General features: G+C 46.4%; 11 protein-coding genes. 7 read left to right on the top strand and 4 right to left on the bottom strand.

Annotation, left to right across the window (positions count from 1 at the left end):
• Positions 1-70: 70 nt before the first annotated feature.
• Both ACXAH6_RS13350 and ACXAH6_RS13355 read left to right on the top strand, forming a co-directional pair.
• Positions 71-793, top strand: a complete 723-nt coding sequence (locus tag ACXAH6_RS13350) for a sulfite exporter TauE/SafE family protein (RefSeq protein WP_474877564.1) — start codon at positions 71-73, stop codon at positions 791-793.
• 100 nt (positions 794-893) lie between these two features.
• Complete coding sequence (locus ACXAH6_RS13355; RefSeq protein WP_474877565.1) at positions 894-1,787, top strand: SMP-30/gluconolactonase/LRE family protein; 894 nt, start codon at positions 894-896, stop codon at positions 1,785-1,787.
• A gap of 9 nt (positions 1,788-1,796) precedes the next feature.
• Here ACXAH6_RS13355 and ACXAH6_RS13360 read toward each other — a convergent pair whose 3' ends face one another.
• The gene (locus tag ACXAH6_RS13360) at positions 1,797-2,798 is read right to left on the bottom strand and encodes a LacI family DNA-binding transcriptional regulator (protein ID WP_474877567.1); all 1,002 of its coding nucleotides are present in this window, start codon (positions 2,796-2,798) and stop codon (positions 1,797-1,799) included.
• A gap of 236 nt (positions 2,799-3,034) precedes the next feature.
• On the opposite strand from ACXAH6_RS13360, the gene ACXAH6_RS13365 reads away from it, so the two are divergent.
• The 5 genes from ACXAH6_RS13365 (at position 3,035) to tpx (ending at position 8,744) form a co-directional block, all read left to right on the top strand.
• The gene (locus tag ACXAH6_RS13365) at positions 3,035-4,111 is read left to right on the top strand and encodes an aldose epimerase family protein (RefSeq protein ID WP_474877568.1); all 1,077 of its coding nucleotides are present in this window, start codon (positions 3,035-3,037) and stop codon (positions 4,109-4,111) included.
• A gap of 129 nt (positions 4,112-4,240) precedes the next feature.
• Positions 4,241-5,281 carry a UDP-glucose--hexose-1-phosphate uridylyltransferase gene (locus ACXAH6_RS13370; protein ID WP_474877570.1) on the top strand — a complete coding sequence of 347 codons (1,041 nt, stop codon included), beginning with the start codon at positions 4,241-4,243 and terminating at the stop codon, positions 5,279-5,281.
• Between the two features lie 4 nt (positions 5,282-5,285).
• A complete protein-coding gene (gene galK / locus ACXAH6_RS13375; protein ID WP_474877571.1) occupies positions 5,286-6,428 on the top strand; it encodes a galactokinase in 1,143 nt (380 codons plus the stop codon).
• 60 nt (positions 6,429-6,488) lie between these two features.
• Positions 6,489-8,051: a sodium/sugar symporter gene (locus ACXAH6_RS13380; protein WP_474877573.1), complete on the top strand. Its 1,563-nt coding sequence runs from the start codon at positions 6,489-6,491 to the stop codon at positions 8,049-8,051.
• A gap of 198 nt (positions 8,052-8,249) precedes the next feature.
• Positions 8,250-8,744, top strand: coding sequence for a thiol peroxidase (gene tpx / locus ACXAH6_RS13385; protein ID WP_474877575.1), 495 nt, complete (start codon positions 8,250-8,252; stop codon positions 8,742-8,744).
• A 37-nt stretch (positions 8,745-8,781) separates the two neighbouring features.
• Here tpx and ACXAH6_RS13390 read toward each other — a convergent pair whose 3' ends face one another.
• From ACXAH6_RS13390 to galE, 3 genes are all read right to left on the bottom strand, one after another.
• On the bottom strand, positions 8,782-10,347 hold the full coding sequence (locus ACXAH6_RS13390) for an EAL domain-containing protein (RefSeq protein ID WP_474877577.1): 1,566 nt from the start codon (positions 10,345-10,347) through the stop codon (positions 8,782-8,784).
• A gap of 247 nt (positions 10,348-10,594) precedes the next feature.
• A complete protein-coding gene (locus ACXAH6_RS13395) occupies positions 10,595-13,156 on the bottom strand; it encodes a cellulase family glycosylhydrolase (protein WP_474877579.1) in 2,562 nt (853 codons plus the stop codon).
• A 16-nt stretch (positions 13,157-13,172) separates the two neighbouring features.
• The gene (gene galE, locus ACXAH6_RS13400; protein WP_474877581.1) at positions 13,173-14,189 is read right to left on the bottom strand and encodes a UDP-glucose 4-epimerase GalE; all 1,017 of its coding nucleotides are present in this window, start codon (positions 14,187-14,189) and stop codon (positions 13,173-13,175) included.
• Positions 14,190-14,194: the final 5 nt, after the last annotated feature.

Raw genomic sequence — 14,194 nt, forward strand, 5'->3', positions numbered from 1 at the left:
ATTATAATATGTTAAAATTACGTTATTGATATGAAATCATCAATAATGTCTTACACGATTTAGAGAAGTGATGATTGGTGTTGAGCTAACCGATTTCGTATTGGTTTACTGCGTTTTGATTATAGGAGCATGCTTACAAAGTGTTATTGGCTTTGGGCTAGGCCTTCTTAGCGCGCCACTCGTCTATCTGATCATGCCTGAGTTAGTGCCAGGCCCCATGATTCTCAATGCGTTACTGATCACGTCTATTTTGGCGGTTAAACACCGCGGTCAAATCGATTTAAAGCATACGGGTTTTTCTATCTTAGGTGGCACGGCTGGCGTGCTCATTGCCGGTAGCGTCATGCTGTACATCGACGCTCATCAATATCAACTCCTGTTTGGTGGCTGTATTTTACTCGCGGTATTGCTGTCGGTTTGGGGGTTTATTCCACGGTTGAGTGTGGTGTCTAACCTTATTGCTGCGGTGGTTTCGGGGTTTATGGGTACAACAACCTCTGCGGGTGGGGCGCCAATGGGCCTTCTTTATCAATCTGAAGACCAAGACAAAATAAAAGCCAACCTTAGTATATTTTTTGTCTACATAAACCTATTCGGTATTATTGTGCTTTGGATAACCGATGCCGTAGACGGTACCGACTTTGTACTTTTTCTGAAGTGCATACCCGCAGTATTGCTCGGCTGGGGCGTATCGTTTCTTATCAATCGCTCTATTAATGCCGCACTCATTCGAAAATTAATTCTGCTTGTCGCCACGGTTGCAGGTCTAGTACTTGTGCTTTCTAATGGGTAAACTGACATCATCCTGATGTGAAAAAACCTGTATTGCCACAACACGTCCTTTTAGCGATGTTTTGCGAGGTAATCAAAGGCGCAGCTAAAAGCGAAAACGCATGACCCAACCTCTTGGTATTATTAATCAATTTCACACCCAATGTCGTCTTGGTGAAGGCGTGTATTACAGTCAGCGAAAGCTTGCTGTTTATTGGGTAGATATTCGTGGTAACGCAATATATCGATTAGATTGGCAAACAAACAAAATCACAACGTGGGCACAGCCTGAACCTGTGTGTTGGTTAGTTGAAAACGAAGCCGGTGAGTGGTTAGCTGGGTTTGCCAGCGGCATCTATTGGTGGAGTGAAGCGACCAACCAACGAGATTTTGTTCTGCACCCAGACAACCCAGATATTAATCGTTTAAATGACGCTTCGGTGGACAGTGAAGGCCGGCTGTATTTTGGCACCATGGACAAGCTCGAACGTTCTCCTTCTGGATTTTTTTATTGTTTATCACCCGATGGTTGTTTACGTCAGCTTGATGATCATTACATCGTCAGTAATGGACCTGCGTTAACCTTAGATGGGAAAACCCTTTATCACAACGCGTCAATGGACTTTACAACGTTCGCGTTTGACGTTGTAGATGACGGACAGCTCGACAATAAACGGGTGTTCGCTCAGTTTGAACACAAAGATGGCTCGCCTGATGGTATGACGGTAGACGCGCAAGGTCGGTTGTGGATTGCTGGTTGGGACGGCCATGGCATACGTTGTTTCTCACCGCAGGGTACATTGTTAAGCACGTGGTTTTTACCAGTGAGAGATGTGACAAATGTGGTATTCGCAGGCCCCCAGCTAGACAAACTGGTGGTGACAACCGCATGGGCTGATTTGTCACCTACCCAGCGTCAACAATATCCTGCCGCCGGCGATGTTTTTATTCTCGATGTGGGGGCAACTGGTCTACCAACCTATCCCGTTGGTTTAACTCGCTCAATGACTCGTTAATTTTACGGCTTAGATTCTGGCCACTGACTCACGCTTCACGATGGTCGGGGTGTACTTGTACGTTATGCCTTCTTGAGCGCGAATGCCGTTCGCGTATTGCAAGGCTAACTCAGCCGCTTTGCACGCCATCATTTCTATCGGGTAATGCAGTGTTGTGAGTTTGGGGCGGCAGTATTTTGCTAACAGTACATCGTCGTATCCCACAACGGAGACTTGATCAGGTATTTGAATGTTATGGTCTAACAACATGGTCATTGCACCAGAGGCCATGGCATCGTTGTACGCCAGCACGGCACTGAATTCGACCCCTCTAGCCAACAAGTTTTGAATAGCTCTCTCGCCTCCTTCCTGGTCAGGCGTCGCAAATTCTATGTGAGTATCGGGTAATGACATGCCTGCAGCTTCAATGGCTTGTCGGATACCAGCCAAACGGTCGACGGGGTCGTCAATCTGATATTTACTGCTGATGACGGCGAGTTTTTTATGGCCTTGATGCAACACATGCTCAGCCATGAGTCTGCCACCGGCTTCGTTATCCAGCCATACACAACGATTAGAAATTGCTTCAATGTGACGGTTAATCAGTACAAAGCCGGGTACTTGTTGGGCAAATTCTATCAGCGTGTCGTCGTCAAGGGCTTTACTGTGCACAACCATAGCTTCACAGCGATGTTCGAGTAGAGTCTCAATGGCTTTGAGTTCGGTTTCTTTCGCAATAGAACCCGCGCTCATGAGAATTTGTACGTTGTGTTTACGAGTGGTTGACTCAATACCGTGTGCGAGTGTAGCGAAAAAGGGGTCTAGCAATTCGGCGATAACCACGCCTAATGAAGCACTGCGCTGAGTGACAAGGGCTCGGGCATTCGCATTGGGACGATAGCCCATTTCTCGCATAATTTTTTTAACGCGTTCTCGGGTTTCTTTACCTACTTTCGGACCATCGTTAATAACACGTGATACCGTTGCTAATGAAACGCCCGCTGCGCTGGCAATATCTTTAATTGTGGCCATGTTCTAATCTAACTCGTCCAATGAAGGGTAAACATTTCCCTTGTGACTCTGATTATCTTGCCGTAATTATGCCTCACTTTGATAAAAACTTCCCTATTTATCGGAGCGATAGACGTAAACTTGTAACTAACTCTTTTCAAAAAGAGGGAAAACGTATACCCTTAATGTAACTTGAGTGTTAACAGGTTTGTTGCCACTTAACGGTTTAGCCGGTCGAATAAATAGAGAAAAAAGTTGTGCCTGAAATAACAAAAGCCCCCTTTGGTGAAGTAGATGGAAAGCCTGTATGGTTATATACCTTGTCGTCTGACGCTGGTGTCGTTGTCAAGGTGACCAATTACGGCGGCATTATCACGGCAATTGAAACGCCTGATAAAGCGGGGCGTAAAGCGAATATCGTGGTTGGCCACAACGACTTGGCAGCTTACAAAGCGGATAATGCGTATTTAGGTGCGATCGTTGGGCCGTATGCCAATCGAATCGCCAATGGTGAGTTTACTATTGCTAACAAGTCGTACGCACTGGAACAAAACAACGGCACAAATAATTTACACAGTGCCAGTGCTGGCGTAAACAAAAAGCATTGGGAGCCACAAGAGGCGCAATACGACGACCACGTAATGTTGACGTTGAGGCTAATTAGCCCTGACGGTCAAGGCGGATTCCCAGGCGATGTTGCGATTAAAGCCGAGTACCGCTTAAACAATGCGGGTGTGTTGACGTTGGATATGTATGCCACTAGCAATCATAAAACACCGATAAGCTTAACTAACCACAGTTACTTTAACTTAGCCGGTGTGGTTGATGCGTCATCGCCGGTTGCTAGCGCCAGTGTATTGGGCCATGAGTTGTTTATTAATGCAGACGCATACACTCCAGTGAATGATGCATTAATTCCAACGGGACAGCTGGCTGATGTCAGTGGCACGCCATTTGATTTTCGCACAACAAAACAGATTGGTGAGCATATCGATGCCGCTCACGAACAATTGCGACTAGGCGCAGGGTACGACCACAACTTTGTACTTCGCAGTAGTCAAAACAATGGGCAAGCAAGCGCTGTACTGCGCGATCCTGAGTCAGGAAGAGTGCTCAAGCTAACCACCAATACGCCAGGCTTACAATGCTATACCGCTAATTTCTTAGGTGAAGCCATGGGCTTTCGCTCTCATGCAGCATTGGTGAACAGAGGCGCAATTTGTTTGGAGCCGCAAGCGTTTCCTGATACTCCAAACCAAGCCGCATTTCCCGCTGGCTGGTTATTGCCGGGGGAAGCGCATCATACCCATATCGAGTATGAATTTTTTTGGTGAGTAAGGCCTAGCTTAAGTCAGTATTTATTTTAGCTAACATGCTGGTTATTAAAAAGGTTAAACGTTTTACCTTTGTTCTTGTAGCATGTACAATTTATTAACGTATTCAGTTTATCAGTGAGACATGTCATGACTGTAGAATTTAATCCAACCGACCACCCTCATCGTCGATATAATCCAATGATTGGCGAATGGGTGTTGGTGTCTCCTCACCGTGCTAAGCGACCTTGGCAAGGGCAAAACGAAACACCTTCTAATGAAGTACGCCCGAGCTACGACGAAACGTGCTATTTGTGCCCAAGTAATACGCGTGTTAACGGAGAAGTAAATCCTAGCTACGAAGGTACATTTGTCTTTACGAATGACTTTGCCGCGCTGCAACAAGATACCCCTGAAGCAAGTTCTGATGACCCTTTGTTTACCTTCAGTTCAGAACAAGGATGTAGTCGCGTAATTTGTTTCTCACCTGATCACAGTAAGACATTGCCAGAGCTTACTCATGAAGCTCGCGTGGGTGTAGTGAAGTGTTGGCAACAACAAACGTTGGAACTAAGTGAGTCTTACGCCTGGATACAAGTGTTTGAAAACAAAGGTGCGGTAATGGGCTGTTCTAACCCACACCCGCATGGACAAGTATGGGCTCAGCAACACTTGCCTACACTGGCGTCGAAAAAGCAAACCCATTTCTCTGAATATACAGCCAAACATGGCAGCAGCATGTTGTTGGATTATGTGCAGCGTGAAGTGGCCAGTGACGAACGCGTTGTGTGCCTAAACGACGATTGGGCAGTGGTTGTTCCTTACTGGGCGGCGTGGCCGTTTGAAACCTTGCTATTACCTCGTTTTGAAATTCAAAACCTGACACAACTCACAGAGGCGCAACAGCACAGCTTGGCTGACATTGTTGGGCAAATAACCGTGAAGTACGACAATTTATTCGAAACTTCATTCCCGTACTCAATGGGTTGGCACAGTGCACCATTTGATGGCCAAGAGCATCCTGAATGGGGGCTACATGCGCATTTCTTCCCACCGCTATTGCGCTCTGCCACAGTGCGTAAATTTATGGTGGGTTACGAAATGATGGCAGAAGCCCAACGTGATCTAACACCAGAACAAGCGGCAGAAAGACTAAAAGCCTTGCCTGCGATCCATTACAAAGAGAAATAACATTATGAATCAACAAACAGATCTTGCAGCAGCTTTTGAAGTAGCGTTTGGTGAGACTCCTGCGATAAATATTCAAGCACCGGGTCGCGTAAATCTTATTGGTGAGCACACTGATTACAATGATGGTTTTGTCTTTCCTGCTGCGATTAATTTTGGTACGTGGATCGCTGCTACGCCGCGCAATGACCGCATTATCGATGTTGTCGCATTAGATTACGACGGCGAGCGTATTCAATTTTCTCTTGATGATATTCAACACGTTGACACTGCAACTTGGTCTAACTATGTGCGTGGTGTGTGTAAGGTGTTACTTGATGTGTTCCCTGATTTGCAAGGTGCAAACCTTGCGGTAACAGGTAATGTACCTCAAGGAGCAGGGTTGAGTTCTTCTGCGTCGTTTGAAGTGGCGATCGTGAAAATGTTTAAAGCCCTCTACAACCTAGAAGTCACTGGTGTAGAAGCAGCGTTGCTCGGGCAAAAAGCGGAAAATACCTTTGTGGGATGTTCATGTGGGATTATGGACCAGTTGATTTCTGCAATGGGTAAACAGGGAGAAGCAATGCTCCTTGATTGCCGTTCGCTTGATTTCCAGCACACGCCACTGCCAGACTCTCACGCTATCGTCATCATTAACTCCAATGTAAAGCGTGGGCTTGTCGACAGTGAGTACAATGTTCGCCGAGAACAGTGTGAAGAAAGTGCAAAAATCATGGGCGTAACTGCCCTTCGCGATGCCGATCTCGCGCTATTGGAGCAGCACAAGCCTGCTATGTCTAACCCAGTATATCGACGTGCTCGTCATGTGATCACCGAGAACCAACGTACGTTGGATATGTTCGACGCGTTGCGCGCAGGGCGCATTGCTGACGTGAGTGAATTGATGGCGCAATCACATGCTTCAATGCGAGACGATTTTGAAATTACAGTACCGCCTATCGATTACCTTGTTGAAATTATCGACGATGTATTGGGTAAAGAAGGCGGTGTTCGTATGACAGGTGGTGGTTTTGGCGGCTGTGTGGTCGCACTTGTGCCAAAAAATCGCGTTTCGGAGGTGACGGAAGTGGTCGATACGCTATATCATGCGCACACCGGGCATAAACAAACCATTTACATATGTTCAGCTGAGCAAGGGGCTTTTGCATAAGTCATTAACTTAGTTGCTTCAATGTGAGTCTCTAAAACAACAAAGACGTTGGGAAATAATATGAATATCGAGACCTTAGATATTGCGCTATTCGTCATCTATGTGGTGGCGCTGATTGGGGTGGCCTGGTGGGTATCCCGTGACAAACAAGGACACGAAAAAGACACCAATGATTACTTTTTGGCAGGGTCTAGCTTGCCGTGGTGGGCAATTGGAGCATCACTTATTGCTGCCAATATATCTGCTGAACAAATCATTGGTATGTCAGGCTCAGGTTATAAAATTGGCTTAGCCATTGCCTCTTATGAGTGGATGGCAGCGCTAACCTTAATTATTGTTGGTAAGTACTTCTTACCTATTTTCTTAAAACACAAAATTTACACCATGCCTCAGTTTCTAGAGCAGCGCTATGACCATCGTGTACGTATGGTAATGGCCGTTTTCTGGTTGGGTGTTTATGTGTTTGTAAACCTTACCGCAGTATTGTGGTTGGGTGCGCTTGCTATCAACACTATCGCCGGTGTCGATATGGTTTACGGCATGGTGTTCCTTGGTGCATTCTCATTGGCTTATTCGCTCTACGGCGGCCTTAAAGCGGTGGCAATGACCGACATTATCCAAGTGGTCTTGCTTGTTGCTGGCGGCTTGTTCTTGTCTTATACCGCACTGAACCTTATCAGTGATGGCAATGGCGTGGTGCAGGGCTTTATCGATATTTCAAACAAGCTACCTGAAAAATTCGATATGATTTTGGCTCCTGACAGCCCATTCTACAAAGATCTTCCGGGTATTTCTGTGTTGATCGGTGGTATGTGGATCATGAATTTGTCGTACTGGGGTTTCAACCAATACATTATTCAACGTACGCTAGCAGCTAAAAACGTTCAAGAAGCGCAAAAAGGTATTGTATTTGCTGCTTTCCTTAAGCTTTTGATGCCACTTATCGTTGTGTTACCAGGTATTGCTGCAGTGCTACTGGTGCCTGATTTGGAAAAGGCTGACCAAGCATATCCATCATTAATGACCTTGATGCCTGTTGGCCTTAAAGGTGTTATTTTTGCTGCATTGGTTGCTGCGATTGTGTCTTCTCTTGCGTCGATGACAAACAGTGTATCAACGATCTTTACGATGGATATCTACAAAGGTAGCCGTCCTAATGAAAGCCAAGCACATTACGTAAAAGTTGGTCGAGTAGTGAGCTTTGTAGCGTTGATCATTGCAATGGTTACTGCACAACCGCTATTGGGCAAATTTGACCAAGCGTTCCAGTACATTCAGGAATTTACTGGCTTCTTTACGCCGGGTATTGTTGCCTTGTTCGTATTGGGCATGTTCTGGAAGAAAACCACCGCGAATGGTGGCCTGCTTGCCGCGCTGGGTTCTTTCCTATTGAGTTTGGCGTTCTTCCAATTCTGGCCAGAGCTGCCGTTTATCGACCGCGTCGGTATTGTGTTCTTGTTGTGTGTGGCAGTGGCTGTCATTGTTTCACTTATCGAGAATAAAGGTAATCACGCCAATGCAATTGAGCTGAAAGAAGTGGCATTTAAGACCACCTCAGGCTTTAACGTTGCATCTTTGGCGGTCATTGTATTACTCGTCGCGTTCTACACTGTGTGGTGGTAATCACACAGTCGTCGTGTAAAGTCTTGTTAAACCCCTCCTAGTGAGGGGTTTATTTTTATTTGTCATACTTTTTAGCAACAATCGTATTCTGCCTCTTGAATTGTGAGCAATACGCTGCAATATGAAGAACAAGGCTCAGCATTGACTGAACATTCAGTGAGTGCCTCATTGTTTATACACACATAAAAGGAAAGCAACATGGCTACAGTAACACTACAAGGTAATGCACTTGAAACTATTGGTGAGTTACCCGCAGTTGGTACACAAGCTCCTGGTTTTGAGCTTGTACAAGCAGATTTATCGCCATTAACATTGGCCGACTTAAAAGGTCAGCGTGTAGTACTTAACATATTCCCATCTGTTGATACTGGTACATGTGCAACATCAGTACGTCAATTTAACGAAAAAGCAGCGTCTCTCGACAACACCAAAGTAGTGTGTGTGTCTGCTGATTTGCCATTTGCATTAGGTCGCTTCTGTGGCGCTGAAGGCATTGAAAACGTGGCGACAGGCTCAACTTTCCGCGCTGATTTTGGAAAAGACTACGGCGTAACATTCACTACTGGTCCTCTAGCGGGTTTGTTGTCGCGCTCAGTGGTTGTTATTGATACTGACGGTTCAGTACTTTACACCCAGCAAGTTGCTGAAACAGTGGACGAGCCAGATTACGACGCAGCACTCGCTGTGCTTTAATCCATATTGAATTGTTTCGTGAACGCCCTGAATATCCTCAGGGCGTTTTTGTATCTATGTCTAAAAATTTCGCCAGTGATTCGGGGCAGAGAGGGTGAGAATACAACCAGCCCTGAGCGATGGGGTTTTTGCGTTTATTAATAATATAGGCGGCTTGTTCTTCCGACTCTATGCCTTCGAATACAACGTCTTTATCCAGCTGATTGAGGAAGGTGATAATGGCGTCTAGTGTATTTTGGTTTAACGACCCCGACCCAATTGACTGAGTAAAGAAGCGGTCGACTTTAATCTCGTCAGCCTGCAATGAAGCAATGGCATTGAGGTTTGCATAGCCAGTACCAAAGTCGTCTATTGAGATACGGCAGCCTAGTTCACGATAAAGGTTAATCCAATGACGCACGGTGCAAAACTCATGGGTGGTGCGTTCGGTAATCTCAATCACCACGGTTTTTTGCTGTAATTGATACCTTTGCATTAGTCGTTTGACTTCGTTGTACACACGCACATCAACAATGTCTTCCATGGTTAAATTAACGCTGACACTAAAGTCGGGGCGTGCGCGAATAATAGGGATGAGAGCGTGAAAGGTTTTGCGTAAAATCGACAGTGTGAGATCAACAATATAGCCGTGCTGTTCTGCCACCGCTATAAACTCAGCCGGTGAGACTTGCCCCAGTTTGTCGTCGTGCCACCTTGCTAAGGCTTCCACCCCTACACAGCGCCCGCTTTCCATTTCTAACTTAGGCTGAAACACTACGTGTAAGCTGCCATTTTCAATCGCTTTTTTGAGTCGATAGGGCAGAGTATTACTTTTCACCCAGTGATAGTGAAATTGCTTGCATATCACATAGCTAGTGAGCAACGAGAACACAATAACAAGCGCGAAAATGGACAGAGGTACTCCATACAGCCCTGCTTCGTGCCTGACGGTGTGAATACAATAGCGCGCATCACTGCGACAAGTTGATGCCTCGATAATAGAAAGAGGATGACGCGTATCTATCATCATTTTATGTTGAGTGTATCGAAATGCTTCCCAGTATAAGTACGTATGTTGGCTGTCGTAGGTTGTTACTGTGATGGCATCGAGGGCTTCTTCGACGTAATAGTCGTTATAAATATCATGAGAAATGACGAGAAGTGTGTCTTCATTGGCAACCGCTGCAGTAGGTTGAGTGGTGAACCGAGTAGTGGGCAGAGCCCGCCAAAATTGAGAGCGCGAGAGCGTAAAGTCAGGTGGGCTAAGTGGTATGGGAGTGTCCAGCACCCCCCAATTTGCAGAACACAGTATGGTGTTGTTTTGTACCCGCCCAATATTTTTCAGCGTTTTGCTACGACTGACAATTATTCTTAAGCGCCGCAAGTCTTGTTTTGTGCATTTTTTGTCATCGTTGATCGGTCTGAGGTGTTGTGTAATTTCGTCGCGTATTTGCTGGGTGGCGTTGTCGACGTAGGCAAGCGCATCACGCATTTTCGCCGTTTGAAAGTTAACGAGTAAAACATGAGACGCAACAATGAGTAAGGTTGCCAAACAAGCAATGGCAACGCAGAAAAATAGGAAGTACCTACGTTTAGTGAATTGATGAACCGCTTTATCATCCATGAACAGATACTCTGGCAGACTTCAGGTGTAATAATGGAGTTTCTGCCACTAAAGCTCAGCCAATTTACCTGAGTTAGGACAACCTCTTACCGTCGTTATTATATATTGTTGTATTTACAATAACCTATATCTGTATAGTTTATGGTGTATGTATTTTTATACCTTTGTGAATAATTTAATAAGTACTAAAAAGCCGCTTTGTCCTCATCAGAGCAAAGCGGCTTTTGGAATCACATTAAATTGCAGCTTAATTGAGCTGAATTAACGCAATATCACCTAGTTCAATACCGCGCCAACCGTTTTTACGCTCGCGTTTCAATGGTGGTAGCAAGAATTGTAGACCTGTTATCTGGTGAATATCTAATGTAGCTTGACCTTCAAACGGCCCTGTAGTTACTGGCATAAAAGTAGGATATGCACGTGTAAGCAGGGTTGCTGTTGGTTTTAAAGCGGACACTGGGATCACCAGTGTTTTCCATTCATCAGTCACCGCGAAATCGGTGCCATAGGCCAATCCATCGTTGGCTATCACACCAAATTGCAACCTGTCGCTGCCTCCCAACCCACGCACACGCAGGGCGATGGCGTTGTAGTTATCAAGTTTGCGGTCTATTAACGTTGCGTTTTTAGGTAAATCGGTACGCAGCAATGGTCCGCCAGTTTGAATATTGTCTTTAAACACTTCGAGTTTCACGGTTTCGCCTTCCATGGTGGCGGAAGACGCAGGCCAGCTAACCGTATTTTGTGGGGCGACAAAGGTGCCACGTGCTTGTGCTGGGTTTAACAACACCACTGGTGTGCCTTCAGGTTGCAATACCGTGTGGTAGTAACCAAGGTTGAGAAAATCCCAGTTTTGAGGTTTTCCTGGTTGCGCGTGAGGGAAGGTAACCGTGGTGTCGCCATCAACAACAGTAAATGCGTATTCTAGCTTTCCTGGGATACGCAGGGCTTTGTCTGTCGGCAACGCTACACTGTACTGGCCTTTGTCCTGGCGCTGCATGGGCAGGCTCACAAAGTCGTTGTAACCTTCATAACGCAACTGTAGGGTCACGCTCGGATTAGGCGATTGACTTTGCACCGTGGCGGTAAACGTTAGTGGGTCATTAACGTTGCGCTGTCGCTGCGGCTGATGGGTTACAATGGTTTGCGCTGGCTTTATCTCGGGTAGCAAATAAGTTGTATCCAGAGCCTTTGCAGGCTGACTGTTTGACGCAGACAGCCAGTATACGCCGGGCTTAACACTGAAGCGCCCAGACGAGGCTTTTGCCGCATAGTCATTGTCTTGGTTCACCCCAGTTACTGAAAACTGTTCGCCAAGCCCAGGCAGTGTGACTGTCATTGTATTGGCTTGCAGAGACAACCGGCCTACTTCACGTTCCAAACTGGAGTTCTTGTGTGGGTCTTGACGCTGAATCAGGTCGGGGAATACCTCTAAACGCCAGCCGTCGCTGCTAACCTTATCTAAGAAGTAAGCACCAGAGCCTGTGTATTGCACCACTGGCGACGAACCAACACCGGCAATGTGCGTGAGTGATGAGGTTTGCTTCGGTGATGTTTGCGTTGTGTTGGAGTGATAAAACTGAGTGCCGTCATCAAACACAGATACGTTGTTTACGTAGTCAAGTGTTGTGTGATGGAACTGATTACTTGCTGGGTACGCAGGGGCTTTGTAGCCGTCGGGTAGAGTTCTGAACTCTTCACCAGCAATCATCAAGCTCACCGCTTTCGACGGTGTATACAACAAGTTCATGTAGTGGGTGTTGTAATCAGAGTTCGTATCGGCAATTACCGCAGGGTCGTAGGCAAATTGCGTCGCCCATTGAAAGCCTGCATCTCTGAAGCTGCGAGCCATCGCTGGATAAGTCACACTATTGGTAATATCTGCAGCGTCAAATTCATACACCATACGCGCTTTATCTTTACACGCAGAAATACCGTCAAACGGATCAGTGTAGGTAGACACCGCAGGTAACACATTTGTGTTCAACGTACTGTACTTGAGCAAGCCTGTGGGATACCACTGGTATGCGACACCGTCTAGTGATGATTCACATAAGGCTTGTGCGAATTTGGGTTGATCACCTTGTTCACTCGTGTTGTAAAACAGTGGCTTTGTGATACCCGTTCCACGCACAGTGGCAAGCAAGGTTTCGACGTAAGCGGCACTTTTTTCTGGCGCTTGACGGTGCTTTGGCTCATTAAACAGTTCAAACGCAATGATGTCTGGATCTTGGCCGATAGCTTTACCGGTATAACGGTTTTTATGCGCCATAAATTGAGTTAAATAGCGCTGTTGGGCTGCAATCAACTCAGGTTTTTCATTCATGTCGTTCTTGCTGTAGCCCACTGCAAATCCGGGCTCTGATGGATCTGGCTCAGGATAACCCGAACCCCACCAGGCAATCGGCGTGATGATGGCACGAATGCCTCGCTCTTGCAGTCGCATCATCAAGTAGTCGAATAATTCGAGGTATTCGTTGTCAATGATATTGCCATCTTTATCGCTGATGACCTTGTCCCATACGTGGATGCGATAAGCGTTGAGTTTTAGGCGAGCCATATGGTCAACATCCATATCAATGGCTGCTTTGTGGTCAATGCCACGGCGCTCTATCGCGCGAAAACCATAGGCGAAAGGCGCGCTGTAATTGGCACCAAATAAATACACTGGCTCGCCGTTGGCCCATAATAATTTGCCCTCTTCCACACGTACGGGTGTTGGGTGAGACTCATTGCTGGCGAATGCGGTGTGCGCGCTCAAACCTAATGTTGTGACGAGCAACGACGACATTAATTGCTTGGATAACATCTATACTCTCCTGTAATTATGCTTCACGGTAACCGTTTGGATTAGAAGACTGCCAATGCCAACTACTTGCAACCATGTCCTCTAAAGTACGTGTTGCCTGCCATCCCAGTACGGCTTTTGCGTGGCTAGGGTCGGCATAACACTGGGCAACATCGCCGGGTCGTCGTGCGACCACTTGATACGGAATAGGGCGCTGGCTGGCTTGCGCGTAGGCTTCAACCATATCGAGTACCGACACGCCGCTACCTGTCCCCAAGTTGAAAATATGACTTCCAGCTTGTCCATGCAGAGTTTCAAGAGCTTTAACATGGCCTTCTGCGAGGTCACAAACGTGAATATAGTCACGTACGCCAGTGCCGTCGCTGGTGGGGTAGTCGTCGCCAAAAACGGCTAGCTGCGGGCGTTTTCCCACTGCAACTTGGGCAATAAATGGCATTAGATTATTCGGTATGCCGTTTGGATCTTCACCAATATTACCGCTGGGGTGTGCGCCCACTGGATTGAAATAGCGCAAAATAATGCCGTTAAATGCACTATTTGCTACCGCTTGGTCTTGCATGATTTGCTCAACCATCAACTTACTGCGGCCATAAGGGTTAGTGGCACCAACAGGGAAGTCTTCTAAAATAGGTACGGTATGTGGGTCACCATAAACAGTGGCAGATGAGCTAAATACCAAGGTATCAACGCCAGCTTGTTGCATCGTTTCGATCAACGTTTGGCTGGCGGTAACATTGTTGCGGTAATAAAGCATTGGCTTTTCTACCGACTCACCCACTGCTTTTGAGCCTGCAAAATGGATAACGCCATCTATGTCGTGTTCAGTAAAAATTTGCTGCAGCAATGCAGGGGTGCCTACATCCCCTTGATACAGGGGAATGCGGCTATCACATATTGCTTCAACACGCTTGAGTGCTTCCGGGTGGCTGTTAGAAAAGTTATCAACCACTACTACAGTGTGCCCTGCTTCTATCAAAGCAATACAGGTATGACTGCCAATGTAGCCGGCGCCGCCGGTAACTAAAATATGCATGATGA

The sequence above is a fragment of the Alteromonas sp. ABE4_545 genome (assembly GCF_056161325.1).

Bases quoted from the DNA above. Each gene is read 5' to 3' on its own strand.
- ACXAH6_RS13390 (WP_474877577.1), bottom strand. From the start codon at position 10,347: ATGGATGATAAAGCGGTTCATCAATTCACTAAACGTAGGTACTTCCTA.
- ACXAH6_RS13350 (WP_474877564.1), top strand. From the start codon at position 71: ATGATTGGTGTTGAGCTAACCGATTTCGTATTGGTTTACTGCGTTTTG.
- tpx (WP_474877575.1), top strand. From the start codon at position 8,250: ATGGCTACAGTAACACTACAAGGTAATGCACTTGAAACTATTGGTGAG.
- ACXAH6_RS13355 (WP_474877565.1), top strand. From the start codon at position 894: ATGACCCAACCTCTTGGTATTATTAATCAATTTCACACCCAATGTCGT.
- ACXAH6_RS13395 (WP_474877579.1), bottom strand. From the start codon at position 13,156: ATGTTATCCAAGCAATTAATGTCGTCGTTGCTCGTCACAACATTAGGT.
- galK (WP_474877571.1), top strand. From the start codon at position 5,286: ATGAATCAACAAACAGATCTTGCAGCAGCTTTTGAAGTAGCGTTTGGT.
- galE (WP_474877581.1), bottom strand. From the start codon at position 14,189: ATGCATATTTTAGTTACCGGCGGCGCCGGCTACATTGGCAGTCATACC.
- ACXAH6_RS13380 (WP_474877573.1), top strand. From the start codon at position 6,489: ATGAATATCGAGACCTTAGATATTGCGCTATTCGTCATCTATGTGGTG.
- ACXAH6_RS13370 (WP_474877570.1), top strand. From the start codon at position 4,241: ATGACTGTAGAATTTAATCCAACCGACCACCCTCATCGTCGATATAAT.
- ACXAH6_RS13360 (WP_474877567.1), bottom strand. From the start codon at position 2,798: ATGGCCACAATTAAAGATATTGCCAGCGCAGCGGGCGTTTCATTAGCA.